The organism is Propioniciclava soli (assembly GCF_038502305.1).
Taxonomy (GTDB): domain Bacteria; phylum Actinomycetota; class Actinomycetes; order Propionibacteriales; family Propionibacteriaceae; genus Propioniciclava; species Propioniciclava soli.
Genome location: NZ_CP115965.1, coordinates 2,917,249 through 2,941,616 on the forward strand (window position 1 = coordinate 2,917,249; position 24,368 = coordinate 2,941,616).

General features: G+C 72.1%; 29 protein-coding genes. 20 read left to right on the plus strand and 9 right to left on the minus strand.

What is annotated here, in order from left to right:
* Positions 1 to 11: 11 nt before the first annotated feature.
* The 16 genes from PCC79_RS13135 (at position 12) to PCC79_RS13210 (ending at position 15,901) form a co-directional block, all read left to right on the plus strand.
* Positions 12 to 1,811, plus strand: a complete 1,800-nt coding sequence (locus PCC79_RS13135; RefSeq protein ID WP_232548441.1) for a dipeptide ABC transporter ATP-binding protein — start codon at positions 12 to 14, stop codon at positions 1,809 to 1,811.
* 12 nt (positions 1,812 to 1,823) lie between these two features.
* Entirely contained in the window at positions 1,824 to 2,507 is a 684-nt protein-coding gene (locus tag PCC79_RS13140; RefSeq protein ID WP_232548440.1) for a trimeric intracellular cation channel family protein, read from the plus strand.
* The gene (locus tag PCC79_RS13145; protein ID WP_342372095.1) at positions 2,504 to 2,965 is read left to right on the plus strand and encodes a hypothetical protein; all 462 of its coding nucleotides are present in this window, start codon (positions 2,504 to 2,506) and stop codon (positions 2,963 to 2,965) included. The genes PCC79_RS13140 and PCC79_RS13145 overlap by 4 nt, the downstream gene beginning before the upstream one ends.
* 223 nt (positions 2,966 to 3,188) lie before the next feature.
* Positions 3,189 to 4,091, plus strand: a complete 903-nt coding sequence (locus PCC79_RS13150; RefSeq protein WP_332836173.1) for a patatin family protein — start codon at positions 3,189 to 3,191, stop codon at positions 4,089 to 4,091.
* An 84-nt stretch (positions 4,092 to 4,175) separates the two neighbouring features.
* Positions 4,176 to 5,576: a class II fumarate hydratase gene (gene fumC / locus PCC79_RS13155; protein WP_232548438.1), complete on the plus strand. Its 1,401-nt coding sequence runs from the start codon at positions 4,176 to 4,178 to the stop codon at positions 5,574 to 5,576.
* Between the two features lie 16 nt (positions 5,577 to 5,592).
* Positions 5,593 to 7,029, plus strand: a complete 1,437-nt coding sequence (locus PCC79_RS13160; RefSeq protein ID WP_342372096.1) for an alanine/glycine:cation symporter family protein — start codon at positions 5,593 to 5,595, stop codon at positions 7,027 to 7,029.
* A 35-nt stretch (positions 7,030 to 7,064) separates the two neighbouring features.
* Entirely contained in the window at positions 7,065 to 8,234 is a 1,170-nt protein-coding gene (locus PCC79_RS13165; protein WP_232548436.1) for an amidohydrolase, read from the plus strand.
* Between the two features lie 77 nt (positions 8,235 to 8,311).
* Positions 8,312 to 9,331 carry an S-layer homology domain-containing protein gene (locus tag PCC79_RS13170; RefSeq protein WP_342372097.1) on the plus strand — a complete coding sequence of 340 codons (1,020 nt, stop codon included), beginning with the start codon at positions 8,312 to 8,314 and terminating at the stop codon, positions 9,329 to 9,331.
* 35 nt (positions 9,332 to 9,366) lie between these two features.
* A complete protein-coding gene (locus PCC79_RS13175) occupies positions 9,367 to 10,545 on the plus strand; it encodes an S-layer homology domain-containing protein (RefSeq protein ID WP_342372098.1) in 1,179 nt (392 codons plus the stop codon).
* Positions 10,546 to 10,590: 45 nt separating this feature from the next.
* Positions 10,591 to 11,412, plus strand: coding sequence for an ABC transporter ATP-binding protein (locus PCC79_RS13180; protein ID WP_342372099.1), 822 nt, complete (start codon positions 10,591 to 10,593; stop codon positions 11,410 to 11,412).
* Complete coding sequence (locus tag PCC79_RS13185; RefSeq protein WP_232548432.1) at positions 11,409 to 12,086, plus strand: ABC transporter permease; 678 nt, start codon at positions 11,409 to 11,411, stop codon at positions 12,084 to 12,086. Before PCC79_RS13180 ends, PCC79_RS13185 begins: the two co-directional genes overlap by 4 nt.
* Entirely contained in the window at positions 12,083 to 12,751 is a 669-nt protein-coding gene (locus tag PCC79_RS13190) for an ABC transporter permease (protein WP_232548431.1), read from the plus strand. Before PCC79_RS13185 ends, PCC79_RS13190 begins: the two co-directional genes overlap by 4 nt.
* A 22-nt stretch (positions 12,752 to 12,773) precedes the next feature.
* Positions 12,774 to 13,703: an ABC transporter substrate-binding protein gene (locus PCC79_RS13195; protein ID WP_342372100.1), complete on the plus strand. Its 930-nt coding sequence runs from the start codon at positions 12,774 to 12,776 to the stop codon at positions 13,701 to 13,703.
* The gene (locus PCC79_RS13200) at positions 13,700 to 14,053 is read left to right on the plus strand and encodes a winged helix-turn-helix transcriptional regulator (RefSeq protein WP_232548429.1); all 354 of its coding nucleotides are present in this window, start codon (positions 13,700 to 13,702) and stop codon (positions 14,051 to 14,053) included. Before PCC79_RS13195 ends, PCC79_RS13200 begins: the two co-directional genes overlap by 4 nt.
* The gene (locus PCC79_RS13205) at positions 14,050 to 14,901 is read left to right on the plus strand and encodes an SDR family oxidoreductase (protein ID WP_232548428.1); all 852 of its coding nucleotides are present in this window, start codon (positions 14,050 to 14,052) and stop codon (positions 14,899 to 14,901) included. Before PCC79_RS13200 ends, PCC79_RS13205 begins: the two co-directional genes overlap by 4 nt.
* Before the next feature lie 40 nt (positions 14,902 to 14,941).
* Positions 14,942 to 15,901 (plus strand): NADPH:quinone reductase, encoded by a 960-nt coding sequence (locus tag PCC79_RS13210; protein ID WP_342372101.1) that lies wholly within the window; start codon positions 14,942 to 14,944, stop codon positions 15,899 to 15,901.
* 123 nt (positions 15,902 to 16,024) lie between these two features.
* Here PCC79_RS13210 and PCC79_RS13215 read toward each other — a convergent pair whose 3' ends face one another.
* From PCC79_RS13215 to PCC79_RS13225, 3 genes are all read right to left on the minus strand, one after another.
* On the minus strand, positions 16,025 to 16,906 hold the full coding sequence (locus PCC79_RS13215; RefSeq protein WP_342372102.1) for a cytochrome P450: 882 nt from the start codon (positions 16,904 to 16,906) through the stop codon (positions 16,025 to 16,027).
* Complete coding sequence (locus PCC79_RS13220) at positions 16,816 to 17,289, minus strand: hypothetical protein (RefSeq protein WP_342372103.1); 474 nt, start codon at positions 17,287 to 17,289, stop codon at positions 16,816 to 16,818. Before PCC79_RS13220 ends, PCC79_RS13215 begins: the two co-directional genes overlap by 91 nt.
* 78 nt (positions 17,290 to 17,367) lie before the next feature.
* Positions 17,368 to 18,363, minus strand: coding sequence for a class I SAM-dependent methyltransferase (locus PCC79_RS13225; protein WP_232548425.1), 996 nt, complete (start codon positions 18,361 to 18,363; stop codon positions 17,368 to 17,370).
* 96 nt (positions 18,364 to 18,459) lie between these two features.
* Between PCC79_RS13225 and PCC79_RS13230 the strand changes: the two genes are divergently transcribed.
* The 3 genes from PCC79_RS13230 to PCC79_RS13240 all read left to right on the plus strand — a co-directional run bounded on the left by PCC79_RS13230 (position 18,460) and on the right by PCC79_RS13240 (position 19,223).
* Positions 18,460 to 18,678, plus strand: a complete 219-nt coding sequence (locus PCC79_RS13230; protein ID WP_232548424.1) for a hypothetical protein — start codon at positions 18,460 to 18,462, stop codon at positions 18,676 to 18,678.
* Between the two features lie 123 nt (positions 18,679 to 18,801).
* Positions 18,802 to 18,999, plus strand: a complete 198-nt coding sequence (locus PCC79_RS13235; RefSeq protein ID WP_342373647.1) for a hypothetical protein — start codon at positions 18,802 to 18,804, stop codon at positions 18,997 to 18,999.
* The gene (locus PCC79_RS13240; protein WP_342373628.1) at positions 18,984 to 19,223 is read left to right on the plus strand and encodes a GNAT family N-acetyltransferase; all 240 of its coding nucleotides are present in this window, start codon (positions 18,984 to 18,986) and stop codon (positions 19,221 to 19,223) included. The genes PCC79_RS13235 and PCC79_RS13240 overlap by 16 nt, the downstream gene beginning before the upstream one ends.
* A 70-nt stretch (positions 19,224 to 19,293) precedes the next feature.
* On the opposite strand, the gene PCC79_RS13245 is transcribed toward PCC79_RS13240, so the two are convergent.
* From PCC79_RS13245 to PCC79_RS13260, 4 genes are all read right to left on the minus strand, one after another.
* Positions 19,294 to 20,694 (minus strand): FtsX-like permease family protein, encoded by a 1,401-nt coding sequence (locus PCC79_RS13245; RefSeq protein ID WP_342372104.1) that lies wholly within the window; start codon positions 20,692 to 20,694, stop codon positions 19,294 to 19,296.
* 20 nt (positions 20,695 to 20,714) lie between these two features.
* The gene (locus tag PCC79_RS13250; RefSeq protein ID WP_342372105.1) at positions 20,715 to 22,127 is read right to left on the minus strand and encodes an FtsX-like permease family protein; all 1,413 of its coding nucleotides are present in this window, start codon (positions 22,125 to 22,127) and stop codon (positions 20,715 to 20,717) included.
* Between the two features lie 344 nt (positions 22,128 to 22,471).
* Entirely contained in the window at positions 22,472 to 22,597 is a 126-nt protein-coding gene (locus PCC79_RS13255; RefSeq protein ID WP_342372106.1) for a hypothetical protein, read from the minus strand.
* Between the two features lie 16 nt (positions 22,598 to 22,613).
* Positions 22,614 to 22,847, minus strand: coding sequence for a hypothetical protein (locus PCC79_RS13260; RefSeq protein ID WP_342372107.1), 234 nt, complete (start codon positions 22,845 to 22,847; stop codon positions 22,614 to 22,616).
* Positions 22,848 to 22,991: 144 nt separating this feature from the next.
* On the opposite strand from PCC79_RS13260, the gene PCC79_RS13265 reads away from it, so the two are divergent.
* On the plus strand, positions 22,992 to 23,537 hold the full coding sequence (locus PCC79_RS13265) for a GNAT family N-acetyltransferase (RefSeq protein WP_342372108.1): 546 nt from the start codon (positions 22,992 to 22,994) through the stop codon (positions 23,535 to 23,537).
* A 4-nt stretch (positions 23,538 to 23,541) separates the two neighbouring features.
* On the opposite strand, the gene PCC79_RS13270 is transcribed toward PCC79_RS13265, so the two are convergent.
* Both PCC79_RS13270 and PCC79_RS13275 read right to left on the minus strand, forming a co-directional pair.
* Positions 23,542 to 24,054 carry an AAA family ATPase gene (locus PCC79_RS13270; protein WP_232548418.1) on the minus strand — a complete coding sequence of 171 codons (513 nt, stop codon included), beginning with the start codon at positions 24,052 to 24,054 and terminating at the stop codon, positions 23,542 to 23,544.
* Entirely contained in the window at positions 24,051 to 24,362 is a 312-nt protein-coding gene (locus tag PCC79_RS13275) for a HigA family addiction module antitoxin (protein WP_232548417.1), read from the minus strand. Before PCC79_RS13275 ends, PCC79_RS13270 begins: the two co-directional genes overlap by 4 nt.
* Between the last annotated feature and the right edge of the window lie 6 nt (positions 24,363 to 24,368).

A 24,368-nucleotide genomic window follows, 5' to 3' on the forward strand; every position in this document is an offset into this window, starting at 1 on the left:
GGGAGCCGACCGTGACCACCGCACCCGGGGCGTACGCCCCCACCCCCACCCGTCCCGTGCTCACCGCCACCGGTGTCACCGTCACGTTCCCCGGCGTCCGCGCCGCGGACGCGGTGTCGCTGACGGCGGTGCCCGGCCGCGTCGTCGCCCTGCTCGGCGAGTCCGGTTCGGGCAAGTCGGTGACGGCGATGGGGCTCGTGGGGCTGGCCCCGGGTGCGGCCACGGTCAGCGGATCGGCCGAACTGGCCGACGGCACCGAACTCATCGGGGCGCCCCGGCCGGTGTTGGACGCGGTGCGCGGCGCCCGCGTCGCCGCGGTGTTCCAGGAGCCCATGCGGGCGCTGAACCCGCTGCTCACCATCGGCGCCCAGTTCCGGCTGGCGCTGGCGGCACACCGGCGGATGTCCGCGGCCGCCGCCCGTGACCGGGCCGTCACGTTGCTCGGTCAGGTCGGCCTCGGGGCGGACGCCGGGGCTGTTGCGGACGCTGCGGGCGCTGCGGACGCCGCGGACGCCGCGGGTGCCGGGGGCGGCGCCACGTCCGGCACCGCCGAGCGCGTGCTGGCGTCCTATCCGCACGAACTGTCCGGCGGGCAGGTGCAGCGGGTCTGCATCGCGCTGGCGCTGGCCAACGAGCCCGAGGTGTTGCTCGCGGACGAGCCCACCACGGCCCTGGACGTCACCGTGCAGGCCCAGATCCTCGACCTGCTGCGCGATCTGGCCCGCGCCGGCATGGCCGTCATCCTCATCACCCACGACATGGGCGTCGTCGCCGACATCGCCGACGACGTCGTCATCATGCGCGAGGGCGTCATCGTCGAGCGGGGCGCCGTCGGGGACATCTTCGCGCACCCCGAGCACCCCTACACCCGCATGCTCCTGGACGCCGTCCCCCGGCTCGGTGCCGGGTTGGTGGACCACGCCGTCGACGCCGCCGCCGTTGCCGATGCCGAGCCAGTCGCGACCCGGCCCCCCACCGGGCCCGCCGAGCCCGCCGCGTCCGCCCCGGTCGTCGCCCTCACCGACCTGACGGTCACCTACACCCGCCGCGGCCGCCGGCCGTTCCATGCGCTCGACCACGTGGACCTGCGCATCGACGCGGGCGAGGTCGTCGGGCTCGTGGGCGAATCCGGGTCGGGCAAGTCGACGCTGGCGAACGTCGTGACGTCGCTGCAGCCGCCCACGAGCGGGGAGGTGCGCATCCTCGGCCAACGCCTGGACGGCCTGGCGCCGGCCGAACGGCGCCGCATCCAGGCACGCACGGGCATCGTGTTCCAGGATCCGGCGGGCTCGCTCAACCCGCGCGCCACCATCGGCGCGTCGATCGCCGAGCCGCTGGTGCTGCACGCCGACCTCGGCGCCGCGGCCCGGGCCGAACGCGTGGCCGAGCTGCTGCGCCTGGTGGAGCTCGATCCCGCACTCGCAGGCCGGTTCCCGCACGAGATGTCGGGCGGGCAGCGCCAGCGCGTGGCGATCGCCCGCGCCATCGCGCTCGATCCGGCGCTGGTGGTCGCCGACGAGCCCACGTCTGCCCTCGACGTGTCGGTGCAGGCGGCCGTGTTGGAGATGTTCCTCGCCCTGCAGCGGCGGCTCGGGTTCGCCTGCCTGTTCATCAGCCACGACCTGGCGGTGGTCGAGGAGGTGTCGACGCGCGTATACGTGCTGCACGCCGGACGCGTGGTGGAGGCCGGGCCGACGTCGCGCGTCCTGCTGGACCCCCAGGATCCCTACACGCGCGACCTCATCGCCGCCGTCCCCGTGCCCGACCCCGCGCGCCAGGCCGAGCGCCGCGCCGCACGCCACGCCGGCTGAGGGGCGCGGCGGGTGGGGTGGGATCCGGGGGACGTCTTCCGGTTCGTGGACGTGCTCGGTGTGGTGGCGAACGGCCTGCTCGGCGGGGCGGTCGCACGCTCGCGCCGTTTCGACCTGTTCGGGTTCGCGACGCTCGCCATCATCTCGGCGCTGGGCGGGGGCATGCTGCGCGACGTGTTGTTGGACGCCGGCCAGCCCGTCGCGCTCACCGACCCCGCCTACCTCTCGGGCGCGCTGGTGGCCGCGGCGCTGGCGTACGTCCTGCACTTGGACGGCCCGGTGAGCCGCCGTCTGCTCGTCGTCGCCGACCTGCTGGCGTTGGGCTGCTGGTCGGCCACCGGGACGCTCAAGGCGACGGGCACCGGGCTGGGCGTAGTTCCCTCGGTGCTGCTCGGCGTCATCACCGCCGTCGGCGGCGGCATGGTGCGCGATGTGGTGGTCGGCCAGACGCCGCGCGTGTTCGGCGGCAACACGCTGTATGCGACGCTCGCGATCGGGGGCAGCGCCGTGGCGTTCGGCGCGGCGGGCCTGGGCCAGCCGGATCTCGGCATGGGGGCGTCCATCGGGCTGTGCCTGCTGCTCGGGTTGGCCGCACGCCGGCTGGGGTGGATGCTGCCCGAGCCGCTCGACGTCACCCTGCGCTTCCCCCGCGTGACGGTGCGCCGCTTCGGCCGGCGGCGTCGGAGCCGGTCATGAAGGTCCTGGTGGTGGACGCCGCAAACGTCGTCGGTTCGGTGCCGGACGGCTGGTGGCGCGATCGGGCCGGGGCCGCGCGCCGGCTCGTCGAGGCGCTGGCGTCCCGGGCGACCGGTGGGGATCCCGTCCTTGCGGGTCACGATCGGGTCGAGGTCGTGCTGGAGGGCCGGGCCCGGGCCGGGGTGCCCGAGGGCGACCTGCTGCGGCATCCGCCTGCGGCCCCCGCCCTGGACGCGCCCGCCACGGACGCCCCCGCCCTGGACGCGCCTCCACCGGAGGCCCCCGTCATCACGGTCGTCCACGCGCCAAGCTCGGGCGACGACGCGATCGTCGACCGGTGCGCGGCGTGGGCGTCCGGGCCCGGCAACGCGATCACCCTGGCCACGGCCGACCGGGGGCTCATCGAGCGGGTGCGGCCGTACGGCGTCACCATCGTCGGCCCCCGCGCCGTCCGCTGACGCTTGCGCTGCGGCGGCGTCCCTGCGCTTGCGGCGGCTCCCCCTTCCTTGCGCATTTGGACCCGAGGAAATGGCGCCATGGCGCCATTTCCTCGGGTCCAAATGCCGGTCGCGGGGGGCTGCATCCCGGCGCCCAGCGGCGACGGCTAGGGTGGATCGGGTGAGTTCCCCCGCACCGCACGACCCCCACACGGCCACCCCCGGGCGTCCCACACCCCAGCGCATCACCCCGACGCAGGCGAACGTGGAGAAGGTGGCCCTCATCTTCGAGGGTGGGGCGATGCGGGCCAGCTACACCGCGGCGGTCGTGGTGAAACTCATCGAACAGGGCATCGTGTTCCCGTTCGTGGCCGGCATCTCTGCGGGCGCGACGAACACGCTGAACTACCTGAGCTCCGACCCGTGGCGAGCGCGGGCGTCCTTCATCGACCTGGCGGCCGACCCCAACTTCGGCAACTGGCGCACGTTCGTGCAGGGCAAGGGGCTGTTCCACGCCGAGTACATCTACCGGCAGACCTCCGGCCCGGACGGGCTCCTGCCGTTCAACATGGACGCCTTCGCCTCCCACCCCGCCGACCTCGCCATCCAGGCACTGCGCTGCTCCGATGGCGCGACAATCACCTGGGGGCGTCCGGATCTGCGGACGCTCGACGAGATCCTGCCCCGCGTGCAGGCGTCCTCCACCATGCCCGTCGTGATGCCTCCTGTGGAGATCGAGGGTGACTTCTACGTCGACGGCGCGCTCGGCACGAGCGGGGGCATCGCGCTGGACGCCGCCCGGGCCGCCGGGTACACGAAATTCTTCATCGTGCTCACCCAGGAGCGTGGCTACACCAAGGGTCCCCTGCCCGCCCCGTGGTTCTACCGCCGCCACTTCCGCCGCTGGCCGGCGGTCGCGGACGCGTTGGTCACGCGCCACCTGCGCTACAACGCCACGCGCGAGGAGGTCTTCGCGCTGGAGGACTCCGGGGACGCGTTCGTCTTCGTGCCCGACCACATGCCCGTCAGCAACGGCGAGCGCGACCTCGCGAAACTCACCCAGGCGCACGCCCTCGGGCTGGAGCAGGCCGAGCGCGAGGTGCCGGCCTGGCGGGAGTTCCTCGGCCTTGGCCCAGAGACGGCCTGACCGGACGCGGCGGCCACCGGGGGACATCACCCGGATGCCCCCCACGCGCCCCGCGGCCGGGCCGTGCTCGGTACGGTGGGATCCATGAGCACCCGCACCGAGAACGACAGCATGGGCACCATTGAGGTGCCCTCCGACGCCTACTGGGGCGCGCAGACGCAGCGCTCGATCGAGAACTTCGACATCGGCCGTGACACGTTTGTCTGGGGCCGCGCGATGGTGCGCGCGCTGGGCGTGCTGAAGAAGGCCGCCGCGCAGGCGAACGGCGAGCTGGGTGAGCTGCCGGGTGACGTGGCCGATCTCATCGTCCGCGCCGCCGACGAGGTCATCGCCGGTGGGCTCGACGACCAGTTCCCGCTCGTGGTGTTCCAGACCGGCTCGGGCACGCAGTCGAACATGAACTCCAACGAGGTCATCTCCAACAAGGCCATCGAGCTGGCCGGCGGCGAGCGCGGGTCCAAGAAGCCGGTGCACCCGAACGACCACGTGAACCGCGGCCAGTCCAGCAACGACACGTTCCCCACCGCCATGCACATCGCGGTCGTCAGCGAGCTCAACGGACGCCTCTACGCGCCGGTCGAGCGGCTCCGCGATGTGCTCGCCGCCAAGGGTGAGGAATTCTCTGACGTCGTGATGGTGGGCCGCACCCACCTACAGGACGCCACACCGGTCACGCTCGGCCAGGTGTTCGGCGGCTGGGTCGCCCAGCTCGACTTCGCCCTCGCGGGCATCCGCCACGCTGACAGCCGCGCCCGCGAGCTGGCCATCGGCGGCACCGCCGTCGGCACCGGCCTCAACGCCCACCCCGACTTCGGACGCCTCACCGCGACCAAGATCTCCGAGGAGACCGGCCTGGAGTTCGCGCAGGCGCCCAACCTGTTCGCGGCGCTCAGCGCCCACGACTCACTCGTCGAGGTCAGCTCCTCGCTGCGCGTGCTCGCGGCGGCGCTGATGAAGATCGCCAACGACGTCCGCTGGTACGCATCGGGCCCGCGCAACGGCATCGGCGAACTGCGCATCCCCGAGAACGAGCCGGGCAGCTCGATCATGCCGGGCAAGGTGAACCCCACCCAGTCCGAGGCCGTCACGATGGTCGTCGCGCGCGTGTTCGGCAACGACGCCACGGTCGGCTTCGCGGGCACGCAGGGCAACTTCCAGCTCAACGTGTTCAAGCCGGTCATGGCCCACGCGGTGCTGGAGTCGATCCGGCTGCTGGCGGACGCGTCGGCGTCCTTCACCGACCACTGCGCCGCCGGCATCGAGCCCAACCACGAGCGCATCGAGGCCAACCTGGGCTCGAACCTGATGCTCGTCACTGCCCTGAACCGCCACATCGGCTACGACGCGGCGGCCGCCATCGCGAAGGACGCCAACAAGACCGGTTCCACGCTGCGGGAGGCGGCGCTGCGTTCCGGCAAGCTCACCGCGGAGGAGTTCGACGCCTGGGTCGTGCCGATGGACATGACGCACCCGTCCGCCGGCTGAGGCCTACCCTGCCGGGGTGGACGCCTTCTTCGCCGAACTGGACCGGATCAACGGGCAGGTCTACCTGTACGGGCTCGTCGGGCTGCTCGTCGCGGTCGGCCTCTGGCTCACGATCGCGACCCGGGGCGTCCAGGTGCGCCACTTCGGCGCGATGGTGCGCTCGCTCACGCGCTCCCGAGCCGGGGCGCAGGGCGGCATCTCGTCGTTCCAGGCGTTCGCGATCGGCATGGCCACCCGCATCGGCATCGGCAACATCACCGGGGTCGCGCTCGCGCTGATCCTCGGCGGCCCGGGCGCGATCTTCTGGATGTGGGTGGTGGCGGCCGTGGGCATGGCCACCGGGTTCGCCGAGGCCACCCTGGCGCAGGTCTTCAAGGTGCGTGCCCCGGACGGCACGTTCCGGGGCGGGCCCGCGTTCTACGTCAGCGTCGGATTGCGTTCGCGCGGGTGGGGCGTCCTGTTCGCGGTGCTGCTCATCTTCGCGATGGTGGTGGCGATGCCCATGGTGCAGTCGAACACCATCGCGGTGGCGCTCGAGGCGGCTCAGGGCGTCCCCACCGGGGTCACGGGCGTCGTGGTCGCCGCGCTCACGGCGCTGGTGGTGTTCGGTGGGGTGCGCGGGGTGGCGCGTGCCGCCGAGCTGATCACGCCCCTCATGGCGCTCGCCTACGTGGCGATCGCGCTGGCCGTGATCGTGGCGAACCTCACCCACGTCCCGGCGTTCCTCGGGGACATCCTCGCCGGCGCGTTCGGCCTCCGCGAGGGGCTGGCCGGGCTCGGCGGGGGCGTCATGGTGGCCTTGCTGAACGGTGCCCAGCGCGGCTTGTTCAGCAACGAGGCCGGCATGGGCACCGCGCCCAACGGCGCCGCCACGGCCACCGTGGCGCACCCGGTGCAGCAGGGTTTCGTGCAGAGCCTCGGCGTCTTCATCGACTCGATGGTGATCTGCACCGCGACGGCGTTCATCATCTTGTCGACCGACGCCAGCGGCTACGTGCCGGGCGTGACGCCGCGCGAGGAGGCGGCCTCGCTCACCACGAACGCCGTGGTGGGCCAACTCGGCGCGTGGGCGAGCTGGCCGATGCTGGTCATGATCTTCTTCTTCGGGTTCAGCTCCATCCTGGGCGCGTACGCCTACGCGCAGGTCAACCTCGACTTCCTCGGCGGGCCCCGGTGGTCGCGCTTCGTCCTGGCGGCGGTGACGGTGGCGACGACCGGCATCGGCGCGGTGCAGGCGCTCCCCCACGTCTGGATCCTCATGGACTCCGCGATGGCGCTCATCACGGTCGTCAACCTCGCCGGACTGGTCGCGCTCACGGGGTGGGTGCGGGCGGCGCTGGCCGATCACGAAGAGAGGGTGCGTCGGGGCGACGGCGCACCCCCGGACGCCTTCTCCTCCGCCGTGCTGCCCGATCCGGACGCCGCCCCGGCCTGGCGTGGGGCAGCGGCCTGAGTGGATTGTCACAGGCACGGGCTAGGGTCGTCGCCATGAACGTCGCGATCACCTCAGCCCATGTCGTCCCCGTGGTCGGGGAGCCCTTCGACGGCACGGTCGTCCTCACCGACGGCCGCATCGCCGCCCTTGGCGAAAAGGTGAAGGTGCCGCGCGGCCACGAGGTGGTGGACGCCGCGGGCGCGTGGCTGCTGCCCGGGTTCGTGGACGCCCACGTGCATCTCGGCGTCCACGAGGAGGGCGAGGGCTGGGCGGGGCAGGACACGAACGAGATGACCAACCCGGTGATGGCCGCGGCCCGCGCCCTCGACGCGATCAACCCGTTCGACAAGGGCTTCGACGACGCGGTGTCGGGCGGCGTCACGTCGGTCAACGTCAACCCCGGGTCGGGCAACCCGATCGGTGGCCTGACGGTCGCGATCAAGACGTGGGGCCGCGTGGTGGACGAGATGGTGATGCGTTCGCCGTCCGGGCTCAAGGCCGCGCTGGGCGAGAACCCGAAGCGGGTCTACGGCGAACAGAAGAAGACGCCCTCCACACGGCTGGGCACCGCCCTGACGATTCGTACCGCGTTCACCGAGGCGCGCAACCACGGCGCCAAGAGCGACGCCGAGCCGCACCTCGTGCACGACGCGCTGCTGCGCGTGCTGAACCGCGAGATCCCGTGGCGGCAGCACTGCCACCGGGCCGACGACATCGCCACGGCGCTGCGCATGGCCGAGGAGTTCGGCTACGACCTGGTGCTCGACCACGGCACCGAGAGCTGGAAGATCGCCGATCTCGTCGCGGCCCGCGGCGTCCCCGTGCTCTATGGCCCGCTGATCGTCTCGCGCTCGAAGGTCGAGGTGCGTGACCGGACGACGGCCGCCCCGGGCATCCTGACCCGCGCCGGCGTCGACGTGTCGATCATCACCGACCACCCGGTGGTGCCGATCGACCACCTCGTCACCCAGGCGATCCTGGCCGTTCGTGACGGCCTCGACCCGGTCGACGCGCTGCGCACGATCACGGTGAACCCCGCGACGGTGATGGGCGTGGCCGACCGGGTCGGTTCGGTGGAGAAGGGCAAGGACGCCGACGTGGTGCTGTGGTCCGGTGACCCGCTCGATCTGCGGAACCGGGTGCTGCGCACCTGGGTCGAGGGCCGGGAGGTCTACCGCTACGACGCCGCCACGGGCACTCCGTGGTGGGCCACCCGTTCCTGACCCCGCCCGGCGCCCGGGGTGCACCGCCCGCGGCGGTGGGTCACACTGGGGCCACGCGAAACAACCAGGAGGTTTCCATGCACCCGTTGCGCCGGCTCGGCGCCGCACTGGCATCCGCTGCGCTGCTGGCCGTGGTGGCCGCCCCCGCTCCGGCGCGCGCGGTCACCGGCCCCTACCTCGACATCCTGGCCGGTGAGGCGGGCGACACGTCGTTCGTGGACGTGGGCAATGCCGGTGACGCCCCGCTGACCGACTGCACCGTCACGATCGTCGACGACTGGAATCGGACCTACGCGACGTTGGCGACCGGCGTCACCCTGGGCGTCAACGAGTACCGACGGTTCGAGCGGCAGGCCGTGCCCCGGGGGTACTACATCGGCATGGCGCGGTGCGCCGAGGACCTCTACGGCGTGCCGTTCTGGACGCGGACGCCGGAATTCTTCGACGTGCCGGCGAGGCTGGCGTTCCACTCCGAGATCATGTGGCTGGCGTCCGAGGGCATCTCGACGGGGTGGCCCGACGGCACGTTCCGGCCCGGGGAGCCGATCAACCGTGACGCCATGGCCGCCTTCCTCTACCGTCTGGCCGGCGAGCCGACCGTGTCGTTGCCCGCCGCATCCCCGTTCTCGGACGTGGCGCCGGACGCCCCCTTCTACAAGGAGGTGTGCTGGCTGGCGTCCACCGCCATCAGCACCGGATTCCCCGATGGCACGTTCGGGCCGAAGGTGTCGGTCTCGCGGGAGGCCGTGGCCGCGTTCCTGTTCCGGTTCTTCTACGACCAGCAGTTCCCGGGACGGTTCGCGCCCCACCGGACGCCGACCGTCGCCCCCTTCGTGGACGTGCCCCTCGCCAGCCCCTTCGCCCGCGAGATCGCCTGGCTCAAACAGTACGAGATCACCACGGGCTACGGGGACGGCACGTTCCGTCCCCACGACGTCGTGGCGCGCGACGCCATGGCCGCCTTCCTGTTCCGCGAGCACCTGGTCATCGTGTCCAACGCCGACACCGCCGAGCCCGACGCTCCAGCCGGGCCGGCCGGGCCGGCCCGTGTCGCGCTCGACCTGGCCGAGCGGCCGGCCCGCGCGGGTCGGGACTGACCACCGCCGCCGTTGCCCCACCCAGAGGAGACCCCGTGACCGTGACATCCCGCGCGAGCGCCGCCCTGCTCGGGGTTCTCGTTCTGCTCGGCACCTGGCTGGGTGGGCCACCCACCGCGCGCGCCGCCGATTCCGCCCTCGCCGTGTACGCCGATGAACCGGCCCTCGGCACCGTCGAGCTGGGAGTGGTGAACGAGGGCACGGCGCCGCTGACCGGCTGCGAGATCTGGCTGTTCGACGACTGGAACACGCCGTGGCTGCGGTTGGCCACCGGCCTCACCCTGGCCCCCGCGGACTCCTTCGAGACGACGCTCCTCTTCCAGGAGAAGGCCTTCGTGCTGGTGCAGGCCACCTGCGACCAAGCCAGCCACCAAGCGGCGTTCACCGCGCTCACGCCGGCGTTCCCCGACGTCCCCGCCCAGGACATGTTTCACACCGAGGTGATGTGGCTCGCCGCCAACGACATCACCACCGGCTACCCCGACGGCACCTTCCGCCCCGGTGCGTCGGTGAACCGCGATGCCATGGCCGCCTTCCTCCACCGGATGGCCGGGCGACCCGTCCCGCCAGCGCCCGGCACCGCGCCGTTCGCCGACGTGGCTCCCTCCGACCAGTTCGCCGCGGAGATCGGCTGGCTCGCCGCCACCGGCATCACCACCGGCTACCCCGACGGTACCTTCCGCCCGGTCACGCCGGTGAACCGGGACGCGATGGCCGCCTTCGTGTACCGGTTCTTCCACGACCACTGGTTCGCCGGCACCGTGGCGGCCCCCACGCCGCCCACCACACCGGTGTTCGTCGACGTGGCCACCGACAACCCGTTCCACGCCGAGATCGCCTGGCTCGCGAGCTCGGGCATCGCGACGGGCTGGGAGGACGGCACGTTCCGGCCCCTCACCCCGATCGCCCGCGATGCGATGGCCGCCTTCCTCTTCCGGCTGCACTGGCTGATCGTGGCGAACACCCCGGACGACACGGTCTCGCCGCTCGGCGCGCCCGCTGACCTGGCGACCACGCGCCTGGCGACCACCGGCACCGCGGACGGCCCGGGTGCGGTGCCCGCCGACGTGGTGGCCGCCGACGTGGTGGTCGCGGCCGGGATGGAGCTGCCGGTCATGGAAGACGCCGCCGCGGTCCGGCTGGCACCCTCGCGCGCGGAGGCCTCCGCACCAGCCCCGTCCCACGGAACGGCCGCGGGGCAGACTGCGCCTTGACCACTGTGGTAACTTCCGGTTACCACCTTCAGGAGAGGCTGTCTCGTGATCGAGTTCACCAGCGTCACCAAGCAGTACCCGGACGGGACGGTCGCCGTCGACGACTTCTCTGGCCAGTTCCCACCCCACCAGACCACCGTGCTCCTCGGCTCCTCGGGCTGCGGCAAGACCACCATCCTGCGCATGGTCAACCGCATGGTCGAGGCATCCTCGGGCACCATCACCATCGACGGCGAGAACATCGCCCAGCGTGACGTGGTGCCCCTGCGCCGCAGCATCGGCTACGTGATGCAGAACGCCGGCCTGCTGCCGCACCGCCGCGTCATCGACAACATCGCCACCGTGCCGCTGCTCAACGGGACGCCCAAGGCGGAGGCCCACGCCCGCGCCGAAGAGCTCATGGACCTGGTCGGGCTCGATCGGAGCATGGCTCGGCGCTACCCCAACCAGCTCTCCGGCGGCCAGCAGCAACGCGTCGGCGTGGCGCGCGGGCTGGCGGCCGACCCCAACATCTTGTTGATGGACGAGCCCTTCGGCGCCGTCGACCCCCTCGTCCGCCGCGACCTCCAGGCCGAGCTCCGCCGCATCCAGTCCGAGCTCGGCAAGACCATCGTGTTCGTGACGCACGACGTCGAGGAGGCCTTCACGCTGGGCGACCAGATCATCATCCTCGCCAATGGCGGCCAGGTGGCCCAGCGCGGCACGTCGGAGGAGATTCTGGCGCACCCGGCGAACGACTTCGTGGCCGGATTCATCGGCCTGGCCCAGGGTGAGCGGACCCTGCACCGCTCCCCCGACGGCGGTGGCGTCCTCGTCGACGGCCACGGCCGCGCGGTGGGCGTCCTGGCCGAGGAGCCCGCACCATGAGGTGGATCGGCGACAACCTCGACGTGATCGGTGGCCATCTCGTCAGCCACCTGCTGCTCGCGGTGCCTCCCATCGTCGCGAGCTTCCTGCTGGCCCTGCCCGTCGGCTGGCTGGCCGGGCGCGTCCGCTGGCTGCGCGCGCCCCTGCTCTCGGCGGCCGGCCTGCTCTACGCCATCCCCTCGCTGCCGCTGTTCGTCGTGCTGCCGCTGGTGATCGGCACCGGCGTCCGGGATGCGACCAACATCATCGTCGCCCTCACCCTGTACGGTCTGGCGCTGATGGTGCCCGCCACGGCGGACGCCCTCCGCTCGGTCGACCCGCGGGTCGTCGATGCGGCCGACGCCCTGGGGTACGGCGGCGTCCGCCGCTTCCTCACCGTGGAGCTGCCCGTCGCCGGCCCGACCCTGCTGGCCGGGTTGCGGGTGGTGGCGGTGAGCACGATCTCCCTGGTCACGGTGGGCGCCGTACTCGGCGTCCCGAGCCTCGGCATGCTGTTCACCGACGGCTTCCAGCGCAACATCATGCCCTCCATCCTGGCCGGCATCGTGCTCACGATCGCGTTGGCGTTGGTCGTCGACGCCCTCCTCGTGGCCCTCGGCCGGTTGGTGCTGCCGTGGACGCGGCCGGCAGCGGCGGCCGTCGTCGCGCCGACGCAGGCGGAGGTGGCGCCGTGAACTACCTTCTCGACGCGTTCGCCTGGATCGCCGACCCCGCCCACCAGGCTGGCCCGAACGGCATCTGGGCCCGCCTGGGTGAGCACCTGGGCTACTCGGTGGTCGGCGTCCTGCTGGCCTGCCTCGTCGCGGTGCCGGCCGGCCTGTGGGTCGGCCACACCGGACGCGGCCGCGGCCTTGCCGTGGGGCTCGCGAGCGCGGCCCGCGCCCTCCCGACCCTCGGCCTGGTGACGCTGCTCGGCCTGCTGCTCGGCATCGGACTCGTCGGCCCCATGATCGCGTTCGTCGCGTTGGCCCTGCCCTCGATCCTGGCCGGCACCTACGCCGGCGTCGAGGCGGCCGACCGGGTGGCCGTCGACGGCGCCCGCGCCGCCGGCATGACGGAGTGGCAGGTGCTGACCCGTGTCGAGCTGCCGCTCGGCATGCCGCTGCTGATCGGCGGCATTCGCTCCGCGTTCCTCCAGGTCGTCGCCACCGCGACGCTCGCCGCCTACGTGGGCGCCGGTGGGCTCGGCCGCTTCCTCTTCCTGGGGCTCCGCACCCAGGACTACCCGCAGATGCTCGCCGCCTCGTTGCTGGTCGTGGGGCTCGCCCTCGTGGCCGACATCGCGTTCGGCCTCCTCCAAAGGTTCGCCACCCCGGCGGGCCTGCGCACCACCCGCTGACCCCACCCGAAAGGAAATCCCCATGTCCGTGTTCTCCCGCCGCACCCTCACCGCGGTCGCCGCCGTGGCTGGCCTCGGTGTCCTGGCCGCCTGCGGCACCAGCGACCCGATGGGCACCTCCCCCGCCACGACCGACCCGGGCGCCGCGACCGGCGACACGACCCTGGTGGTCGGCTCGCAGGCGTACTACAGCAACGAGATCATCGCCGAGATCTACGCCCAGGCGCTCGAGGGCGCCGGCTACACCGTGGAGCGCGAGTACCAGATCGGCCAGCGTGAGGTGTACCTGCCCGAGCTCGAGGCCGGCGATCTCGATGTGATGCCCGAGTACGGCGGCAACCTGCTGCAGTACTACAACTCCGATGCCGAGGTGACCGACACCGCGTCCATCGTCGAGGCCCTGGGCCAGGAGCTGCCGGACGGGCTGCGGGTGCTGACGCCGGCCGAGGCGTCCGACCAGGACTCCTACACGGTGACGCGCGCCTTCGCCGACGAGCACAACCTCACCGCGATCGGCGACCTCGCCGGCATCGATGGGCTGACCATCGCCGCCAACAGCGAGTTCGCGACGCGCCCCTACGGCCCCGACGGCGTGCAGCAGGCCTACGGTGTCACGATCGCCCTCACGCCGGTGGAGGACTCGGGCGGCCCGCTCACGCTGCGCGCGCTGCTCGACGGAACCACCCAGGTGGCGGACCTCTACACCGCCGACCCGGCCATCGCCGACAACGACCTCGTGGTGCTCGACGACCCGGAGAGCCTGATCCTGCCCCAGAACGTGCTGCCCCTGGTCTCGGAGCGGGTGGACGCGGAGGCCGAGGCCGTGCTCGACGACGTCAACGCCCAGCTGAGCGCCAGCGACCTGCAGGAGCTCAATGCGCAGAGCGTGAACGAGCAGCGTCGCTCCGCCGACATCGCCTCGGAGTGGTTGGCGGCCAAGGGCCTGGCGTGACCCCGGCGTACGACCCGTTCAACCGGCTGTGCCCGTCGCGGTCCGTCCTCGACACGGTGGCCGACCGCTGGGCCGTGCTCGTGCTCGTCGCCCTCGGCGACGGCCGGGCGCGGTTCAGCGCGTTGCGTGAACGCGTCGACGGCATCAGCCCGAAGATGCTGACCGCGACCCTGCGCCATCTCGAGACCGATGGTCTGGTGTCCCGGAGGCCCGGTACCGGCGGGATCCGGCAGGTGTACTACGAACTCACCGACGTGGGGGCGTCCGCCGTCCCGGCCGCCGCCGCTCTCGTCGCGTGGGCCCGCGCCCACGCAGCAGACGTGCAAGCCGCTCGACAGGAGATCTCATGACCGTTCCCATTGCCGTCACCGGCGCCACCGGCCAGCTCGGCGGCGCCGTCGCCCGCCGGTTGTCCGCCGCCGGCGTCCCCCTGCGGCTGGTCGTGCGGACGCCCGCGCGAGCGCCGCACCTGCCGGGCGCGGACGTCGCGCAGGCCACCTTTGGGGACGCCGACGCGGTGCGTGACTCCCTCACCGGCGTCGACGTGGTGCTCATGGTGTCGGCCGGGGAGTCGGCCACCCGGTTGGAGGAGCACCGCACGTTCGTGCGGGCCGCGGCCGAGGCCGGGGTGAAGCACGTGGTGTACACCTCGTTCGCGGCCGCCGCGCCCGACGCGGTGTTCACCCTGGGACGCGACCACTTCCACACCGAGGCGGCCATCCGCGACGCCGGATTGGGTTTCACGTTCCTGCGCGACAACTTCTATGCCGACGCGCTGCCCGCCTTCGCCGACGCCGACGGCGTCGTCCGCGGCCCCGCCAGTGAGGGCCGGTGCGCCTTCGTCGTCCGAGCCGACGTGGCCGAGGTGGCGGCGACGGTGCTGCGCTCCGCCGCCGATCACGCCGGCGCCACGTACACCTTGACCGGGCCGGAGTCGCTGACGTTCGCGGACGCGCTGGCCGAGCTGGGCGCGGCGACCGGGCGACCCTACCGGTTCGAGAACGAGACGGTCGAGGACGCCCACGCCTCCCGCCGCGCGCAGTGGCCGGGTGAACCCGACTGGCAGTACGACGCCTGGGTGTCGACCTACACCGCCGTCGCCTCCGGGGCGCTCGCCGAGGTCACCGGCGACGTCCCCGCGCTGCTCGGGCGTCCCGCGAAGTCCGTGGCGGAGTTCGCCCGAACCCTGGCGTCCTGACCCACCCGCCCCCCGAGAAACCGACCCCGAGGAGAACGTCGTGCGCGCAGCCTGGTACACCCGCGGCGGACCCGCCGCCGACGTGCTCGTCGTCGGCGAGCAGCCGGAGCCGATCCCCGGCCCGGGTGAGGTCCGCGTCCGCCTCGCCCATTCCGGCATCAACCCGGGTGACACCAAGAAGCGGGGCAACTGGCAGGGCAGCGGGCTTCCGTTCCCCCTCGTCATCCCGCACTCCGACGGCTCGGGCGTGGTGGACGCCGTCGGCGAGGGCGTCCCTGCTGACCGGGTGGGGCGCCGCGTGTGGGTGTGGGGCGCCCAGTCCTACCGCGCGTTCGGGACGGCGGCAGAATTCGTGTGCGTGCCGACCGACCACGCGGTGGACCTCCCCGACGCCGCGCCGCTCGAGGTGGGAGCCTGCCTGGGCATCCCCGGCATCACGGCCCACCGGTGCGTGTTCGCCGACGGTTCCGTGCGCGGGGCGACGGTGCTCGTGCACGGCGTCCTCGGCGGCGTCGGACGGCTGGCGGCGCTGCTGGCGCGCCGCGACGGGGCCCGGGTGATCGGCAGTGTGCGCTCGGACGCCGACGTGGACGCCGCCGCGGGCGTCGCCGATGAGGTCGTGGTGCTGGGCGACGGGGTGGTTGACGCGGTGCGAGAGCTGGCTCCCGACGGCGTCGACCGGATCGTGGAGGTGGCGTTCAGCGACAACGTCGGCCTGGCGGTGGACGTGATCGCCCCCGGCGGCACCATCGCCGCCTACGCGACGCGCGATGCCGAGCCGCGGTTGCCGTTCTGGCCGCTGCTGTTCGCGAACGTGACCATCCGGCTGCTGGGCAGCGACGACTTCAGCGCCGAGGCCCGCGCGGAGGCGGCACGCGACCTGTCGGCCCTGGCCGTGGGGCTGGACGTGCCCCGCGTCACGTTCCCGCTGGAGCGGATCGCCGAGGACCACGATCGCGTGGACGCCGGCTCACGGGCCCGGGTGCTCCTGTCCCTCTGAGCCCCCTGGAGGCTGGGGCTGGGCCTGGGGCTGGGGGCCGACCCCTGGATGGGCATTTGGACCCGAGGAAATGGCGCCATGGCGCCATTTCCCCGGGTCCAAATGCCGAGGGGGGTGCCGGAGTCAGGCGCGGACGGGGAGCGTCGCGCGACCGTTGATCACGACGCCGTCGCCGAGCGTCTCCGCCGCAGCGCGGCGCAGGTTCGGGGCCCGGCGGGCGAGGGCGGCGAGCGCGAGGCGTCCCTCCATCTCCGCCAGCGGACGCCCCACACAGTGGTGGATGCCGGTCGAGAAGGCCAGGTGGTCGCGCAGGTTGGGGCGGTCCAGGTCGAACTCCCCTGGCCGCTCGAACACCTCGGGGTCGCGGTTGGCTGCGGCGAGGAGGATGACGAGCCCCTGCCCCTGGGCGAAGTCGACGCCGTCGACGGTGAGGTCGCGCGTCGGCGTCCGCCCCGTCAACTGCACCGGCGGGTCGAACCGGAGCGTCTCGTCGACCGCCCGCTCGGCGAGATCGGGGTCGTCGGCGAGCCGCTTCCACAGGTCGGGGCGGTCCATGAGCGCGGAGACGCCGTTGCCGAGCAGGTTCACCGTGGTCTCGAACCCCGCCAGGAGCAGCAGCTGCGCGAGGGCGATCAGCTCGGCGTGGGTGAGCTGGTCGCCGTCCTCGGCCTGCACCAACTGGCTGATCACGTCCGTGCCCGGCTCGCGGCGGCGCAGCGCGATGAGGCGCTCGAACAGCGCCGCCAGTTCGACCTTGGCCTCCGTGATCTCGCGCTGGTGACGCAGGGACGCCACCCCGTCGAGCGCCCGGCCGATCGCGTCGCCGTACCGGTTGAGGGAGTCGACCTCGGCGTCGGGAATGCCGAGCAGCGCGGTGATCATGATGACGGGCAGCGGCTTGGCGAACGCGGCCATCAGGTCGACCGGGCCCTGGGCCAGCTGGCCGGCCAGGTCGTCGGCGAGGGCGTCCACGGCGGCACTGATCCGATCCTCCTGCTCGCGCATCCGCCGCGCGGTGAACGCGGGGCGACGAGGGCACGCAGCCGCGTGTGGTCGGGCGGGTCGAGCTCGAGCAGGGAGAGGTCGAGGATCTGCTCCGCCGGGTTCTGCTGGCCCACGCGGACGCTGACGTCGCGGCTGCGGAGCAGGCCGTCCGCGAGCGGGTGACTGACCACCGACGCCATGCCGGCCGAACTACGGACGACGGGGCCCTCGGCGCGCAACCTTTCGTAGAGCCGGTAGCGCTGGCGGCGCCCGGCGGGGGTGAACAGGGCCATGAGCGGGTCGCGGCGCCCCCAGGCGTGCCAGGCGGTGTACCCGCGCGCGAGGGCGAGCCGGCCGACGAGCGCGGCTCGGTTGCGCAGGGGGACCTCGGTGGAATTGCTCATGGGCTCTCCTTCACGGCTCACGCCCACCGTAGTCGGAGGACGCCGCAGTGACCTGGCTGCGCTCGGTGGGCGGCCCCGTCAGGGGTGCCGGGCCAGGACGGCGTTGAACGCGTCGGCCAGGCCGAAGGCGTCCACCATGTCCACCGGTTGGGCCATCCGGGTGAACGTGGCCTGCACCTCGTCGGGCGTCACCGGCCGCTCGAGGTCGAGCAGGGCGTCCACCTCGGGGCTGTACTCGTCGCGGGGAGCGCCGCCCTCGATGAGTCCCCACGGGTCGAGGTCGGCGAACAGCTCGGCGGCGTCCCTGCGGCGGCGCAGCCTGCGCACGGAGTCGGCGTCGCCAGCATCGGAGGTCTTGCGGGCGACGAAGACGAATTCTGCGCCCGGGCGGTCCGGGGCGTCACGGACTTCGTCGACCACGAACCCGACCTCCTCCAGCGAGCGGGTCAGCTCGGCGCGGGTGCGGAAGACGAGGGTGGAGGTCGATTCCACGCGGACGCCGTCGCGGTGGAAGACCGTCGGTGAGCTGAACGTCACCGTGCGGTCGCCGACCCCGGTCACCTCGATCCACTCCTCGACGCGGCCCTCACCGGGCACGTCGACGACCTGGCGGGTGCGCTCGGGCGTCCACCGTTCCCAGGCGCGGACGTCCGGGTCGCGGGACTCGAACACGAGGCGTCCACCGGGCACCAGGGCCGCGCGGACGGCGGTGAGAGCGTCGCGCCAGGCGCCGTCACCCACGAACACCTGGGCGACGTTGGCGGTCATGAACGCCAGGTCGACCTGCACGGGCAGGGCGTCCAGCGCCGTGCCGTGCACCCAGGTCACGGCGTCGGCGTGCGGCTTGGTGCGGGCGACGTCGAGGCTGGCGCCGGCCGGGTCGACGGCCCTCACCCGGACGCCGCGCGCCGCCAGCAGCGTCGCGAGCGTTCCCGTCCCGCAACCGATGTCGAGGACGCTGGCCGCGCCGAACTCCTCGACCATCGCCGCGTAGACGTCGAGGTCGCTGCGGTCGGGGTCGAGGGCGTCGTACACCGCGGCCACGCGCGGGTGGTCGAAGATCGCATCCGGCATGATCGGACCCTAACTCACCTGCGCCGATCGCCGACATGACGGCCGGGAGCGACCTACGATGCGACCACCGCAGTGACGCGACCCCAGGAGGCAATCGTGACCGACCATCCCCACCAGGCGGGATCCCCCGACGACCTGAACCGCGACGCCGAGTTCGCGCAGCGCACCCCCGACGCGGCACGGGTGGACGCCGACCCCGACCCCACGGAGACGGTGGTCGATTCCTACGCCGACACGATCAACGAGTCGGGTGACTGGCTGGAGAGTCAAACGGACCCGACCGGTGGCGTCGACGCCGCCGGCCGGGCCGGCTGACCCCGGTCACCTCGCTCCCCCCAGTCCGCGACGCTCCCGTCGCGTGGCACGGCTCTTCTCCCCCGGGCACCTCGGACGGCGCGGTTGCGCGGCCGGAGGCGGGGGCTGGGCTAGCGTCGCACCGTGAACACCCCCACGCTGACCACCCACGAGATCCCAGGCCGTGACGAACTGGTGAAGCTCTACCGCAGCGTCGGGTGGGAGGCGTACACCCGTGATCCCGACCGGCTCCACGCGGCCGTGGGACGTCGCTGCGGGTGGTGTGCGCCCGCGTCGGCGACGACCTCGTCGGCCTGGCCCGGGTGGTGGGGGACGGCGTGACGATCGTGTACCTCCAGGACATTCTGGTCGCACCCGACCACCAGCGCGGTGGCGTCGGCACCGCCCTGCTCGCCGCCGTCCTCGAGCCGTTCGCCGATGTCCGCCAGCAGGTGCTGATCACCGACGACGACCCCGGCCAACGGGCGTTCTACGAGGCCCGCGGCTTCACCGAGATTCGCGACGTGCCGGACGCCTCCCTGCGCGCCTTCCTGCGCTTCACCTGAGCGCGCCGTGCCCGCGCGAGTCAAGGCGATGTGGTGCGGCGCCCGGCGAGAACCATGCGCCGCCGAAGCATCACTCCCCCACCAACCGCGCCACCACGCGGGGTTCGGGCAGCCGTTGCGCGGGCAGGGTCGGCAGCACCGTCGTGAGCGCGGTCCCGACGATGCCGCCGCCCACCAGCAGGGCCACCAACCAGGGCTGCACCACCAGGACGAAGGTCGCACCCGCGGCCGTGATCGCGAACCACGTGTAGATCAGGCTCGGCACGGTCACGATCAGCGAGAGCAACGCCGCGTTGACGGTGATGATGACGGCCTCCCAGACGGGGATCCATGAGCGTTGCGCGGGGGTGCCGCCGACGATGCCGAGCAGCGCGAGCTCGGCGTCCCGCTGCCGGCCCATCATGACGAGCGAGCCGATCCCCGAGGAGAAGGCGATGGCCAGCGGAAGGCCGAACAGAGCAGCCAGGTCAGCGATCGCCGGCGTGCTCAGCTCGGCAAACCCGCCACCGCTCGCGACCATGGACGCGAGTGAGGAATCCAGCACGGCCGTGACGCCGATGCCGATGGCGAGCGCGAACATGACCGGGATCACGGACTTGTACAGCCGATCGGCCCGGGCGGAGACGGTGGAACGGGCCAGCACCCAGGCAGGGGCCCGTGAGGGCACCAGCGCCGTCCAGGCACGGGTCAGCGGGGCCACCACCACCGGCGCGGCCACCGCCAGCCCGGCGGTGAGCACGAACACCAGGGTGGTGGCGGCCATGATCAGGTGCCCCACGACCGACACGCTGCCCTGGGCCGAGATGACGACGACGGCGCCGATCGCGCCGGTCACGCCCAGACCGATCACGACGAGGGCAACCCAGCCGCCCGCGGTGAGCCGGGCGTCACGCATCGGGGCCATCGCCTGCCGGAGCGCTTCGATCGGCGGGATGCTGCTGGCGCACGACGCCTGCCGGGCACCGGCGAGCACGGCGACGCCCGCGCACAGCACGTTAACGGCCAGCACCGGCCCCCAGTGCGGGCCGGGCTCCGTCGGCAGGGCCAGGCCCTCGTTGCGGGCCGCCCAGGCATCCAACGCCATCCACGGGCGGGCGAGGGCGAAGGCGAGGAGGTCACCGACCAGCGCGGAGGCGAGAGAGACGGCCACGAGCTGGCTCACGAGCGTGGAGCGCACCTGGCTCGGCGTGGCGCCGACGAGCGCGAGACGGGCCAGCGCCCCGCGCCGGGCGTTGACGACCAGCGAGGTGGCCGAGGCCAGCACGGGCAGTGACACGAGCAGGATGAGGAACCCGGTGGTGACGAGTTGGGTGCCGGCATAGATCGCGACGCCCGCATCCCCGGAAACGAATCCGGTCGAGGCCATGAGGACGATGAGCGCGAGGGCGGCATTGACGGTCACGAACGTGACCGAGACGCCCGCCCAGGCGGACCACGAGTTCCGCAGTTCGCCAAGATGCACGCGATGCATGATGAATTCCTTTCGTGGCGTCACGCGGCCACAAGTCGCATGATGACCCTGGGCTCGGGCGACCGCTGGGAGCGCAGGGTGGGCAGTACGGTCGCCGCGATCGTGACGACGAGGCAGATCGCAACCGCCACCGCACCGACCACGACCGGGACGTTGAGGCGGTAGGTGAGGCCGGCGGCCGTGAGGGACCAGGCCTGGAAGGCGTAGGCGGGCACGACCATGCCAAGCGAGAGAAGCGCAGCGCTGCCGGTGATGATGACCGCCTCCAGCAGCGGGATGAGGGTGCGTTGCGCGGGGGTGGCCCCCACAACGCCGGCCAGCGCGAGATCGGCCGACCGTTGGCTCCCCATCATTGTCAGGGCTCCGACCCCGCCTGCCAGCGCGATGGACAGCGGAGCGCCGAACATCATGACGAGCGACTCCCAGCTCGAGCCCTCGAGCCGGACATCGGCCATCGACGCGGCCAACGTGTCCACCATGGACGCGCCCAACCCCACCGACGCGACCGCGATGCCGATCGTGAACATCACCGGAACGACCGACTTGTACAGCCGTTCGACCCGCGCGGCGACGGTGGCCCGGGCAAGCAGCCAGACCGGCGCGCGGGACGGCACCCACCGCGTCCAGGCCGACGTCAGGGGCTGGATGACCCATGGAGCCACCACCGCCAGGAGCGCACCCCAGATGACGATCTGGAAGAAGCCCAGGATCAGCAGGTTGCTGACGGTCTCCTTGTACCGGTGGGCGACCTGCAGCGGCACGGAGGCGAACAGACCGGCAACCAGCAGTGCGAGCAGCACCAACCGAATCCAGCCCCCAGTCGTCAGCCGCCCCGAACGGGTCGGCGCCAGGGACTGGCGGAGTGCCTCCACGGGAGGGATCTCACTGGCCAGGCGGGCCTGCTTGCCGCCGCCGATCACCGCGACCAGGACGCAGAGCAGACTCCCCGCGATGAGCGGGAGCAGCGAATAGAGGGGGTCGATCGAGACGTGGAGGGGTTCGGCGCGCGCCGAGTAGTCCACCAGGCGCAGCATGGGCGCGACCAGGGCGAGGCCCACGGCGTCCCCCACGACGGCGCTCACCAGGGACACGGCCACCAGCTGGGAGGTGACGGTTCCGCGCACCTGGGCGGGCGTGGCACCCGACAAGGCCAGCCTGGCCAGCGCGCCCCGACGGGAGTCGACCACCAAGCTGGTGGCACCGGCGACGATCGGCACGGCGACGAAACGGATGACCAGGGCGTTGAGCCCCTGCACGATCGTGTAGGCCGTCGCGGCCATCAGCGGCAGTTCTCCGGCCGCAAGCCGAACCGAGCCCGAGTACAAAATCGTGAGGGTCATGGCGAGGGCCGCATTGACGGCGACGAACGCGATGGACACCCCGGCCCACGCGGCCGACGCGTCCCGCAACTCGGCGAGATGGATTCGGTGCACGGCTCAACCCTCCCTGCGGGCGCCCAAGCCGTGGACTGCGGCCAGGGCGGGGTGGCGGGTCATCACCGTCACGCTGGGCGCCGAGACGTGACCGATGGCCGCCAGCTCGAGGGGCGCATCCGAGCCAGATCGGCGCGTGAGAGAAGCTTCTGGAGCTGACTCACCATGACGTGTCCTTCCCGGGGGTGTTCGTTGCCGTTCGACAGTCCAGCAACGCGGACCCCCGAAGTCACGGGTCCGACGCCAACGCTGACCGGAAGTGAACAGGGGCTCCTCGCGCACATCGCCCCGCCCGAGAAGTCGGGCGGGGCGAACGGCTCAACGGCGAGGCAGGTCTGGGCCATTCAGACGCGCCAAAGGCACAGCACCCAGCTGCGGTTCGATGTGCAGTAGAAGAAGGAGCCCATCGAGCGCTTCTCCTCCTCGGGGGTGGGGACGCCGTCCTCCTGCAGGTCCAAGATGTCGGCCATGTCGATTCACCTCCTCTCAGTTGTCTGATTGCACCATCACGAATTTCCCGTTGGCCATGAGCGACTGTTTGGGGACGACGGCCACGGTGACCGCCGCGATGATGGGGCGCCCACGGAAGAGGGAGCTCTGCATCACCTGAGAACCATCGAATCCCTTGCCCAGGGGTGGGGCAACGAATTCTGCGGTTGCCTGGCCGAAGGGGGCGCAGGCCTTGGCCGGTCGGCCACGGTGCAGGGTCACCCCTGTCATGGGCACCACCAACGCGATGCCAGGTGTGGCTCCGACGTGCTGGCCCGTGCGCACCTGCGGAACCGGATCGGTGCGTGGCCGCTCGGAACTAGGCGTGGCCGCTCCGAACAGCGCGGCGTGCCCTGGGCCTATAACCTGACCGACGTGAGTCCGGGCTACCCTCTGCGCACCGAACGTCTCATCCTGCGGCCCCTGCGCGAGGACGACATCGACGTGATCCTGGCCTACCGCAACGATCCAGAGGTGTCGGCGCTGCAGGACTGGGAGCTGCCGGTGACACGGGAACGGGTGGAACGCCTTGTCGTGGCCCAGTCCACCTGGACCGACATCGTCCCCGGCGAGCCGCGTCAGATCGGGATCGAGCACGAGGGCGAACTCGTCGGAGACCTCTACGTGGGGCTCGACGAGCGCGGCGGCGTCGCGGAGATCGGCTTCACGCTCCGAACCGAGCACCAAGGCCGTGGCTACGCCTTCGAGGCGGCGTCCGCCGTGGTCACCGACCTCATCGAACGCCTCGGATGCCACCGGCTCGTGGGCCAACTGTCACCGCAGAACGTGCGGTCGGCCAAGCTGTTGGAGCGGCTGGGCATGCACGTCGAATCCCTGGCACCAAGGTCGTACTGGTGCCGCGGGGCATGGGATGACAACCTCGTCTATGCGATGAGCGATGCCCAGTGGCGCGCCCGCTGACGACTCAAGATTGCTCGCGCGTCACGGCTTCGAGGGCGTGGAGCCACGCTGCCTCCGTATCCGTCATGTCGACCAGGACCCGCCGGCCGTCCCGGACCTCGTCCCAGGGCACGTACTCGCGCGCCAGCACATCCGCCCAGGTGGGGAGATCCTGGCCGGGCAGGTCGGGCTGGCGGGTCTCGACGCGACGCCGATGCTCCTCAGCGTCCGGGACCTGGCACTCGAAGACCATCAGCCCCACCTGGAGCTCGGCGGACAAGCCCGTCCAGATCCTGCGGGTGGTCGGCAACGGGTTGACCAGGTCGACGACCACCGGCAGCCCCAGCGCCAGATTCGATGCCGCCAGCTCGCGAACGATCTCGTACCCAAGCGGTCCGACGTCGATCCCGGCCCGAGCCAGCGGGGTCTCCACGACATCCACCCTCAGGTAGACGGCGCGCAGCTCCCGGACGAGCCTCCTGGCCAGCGTCGTCTTGCCGGTCCCAGGAAGCCCGGAGACCACAACGAGGCGGCTCATGCTGTCCGCAGCGGCTGAAGGCCGCCGATCTGATCGCGGAGAGCGTGCCGCTCCAGCCGCAGCTCGTCATGGCTCTGGAGATTCATCCATAACTCCGCGGTCGTGCTGACGGCACGCAGACGAACTGCGGTGTCAGCCGTGATGCCGCGCTTGCCGTGGACAATCTTCATGATCCGCCGCGGCGGAACGCCCATGGCAACCGCAAGCTTGTTCTCGGTCATCCCGAATCCCTCGATGAAGTCCTCCAAAAGGATCTCGCCCGGATGAATCGGGTCCATCAGGTCAGTGGTGGTCGACGAGCTCGACATCGTGGG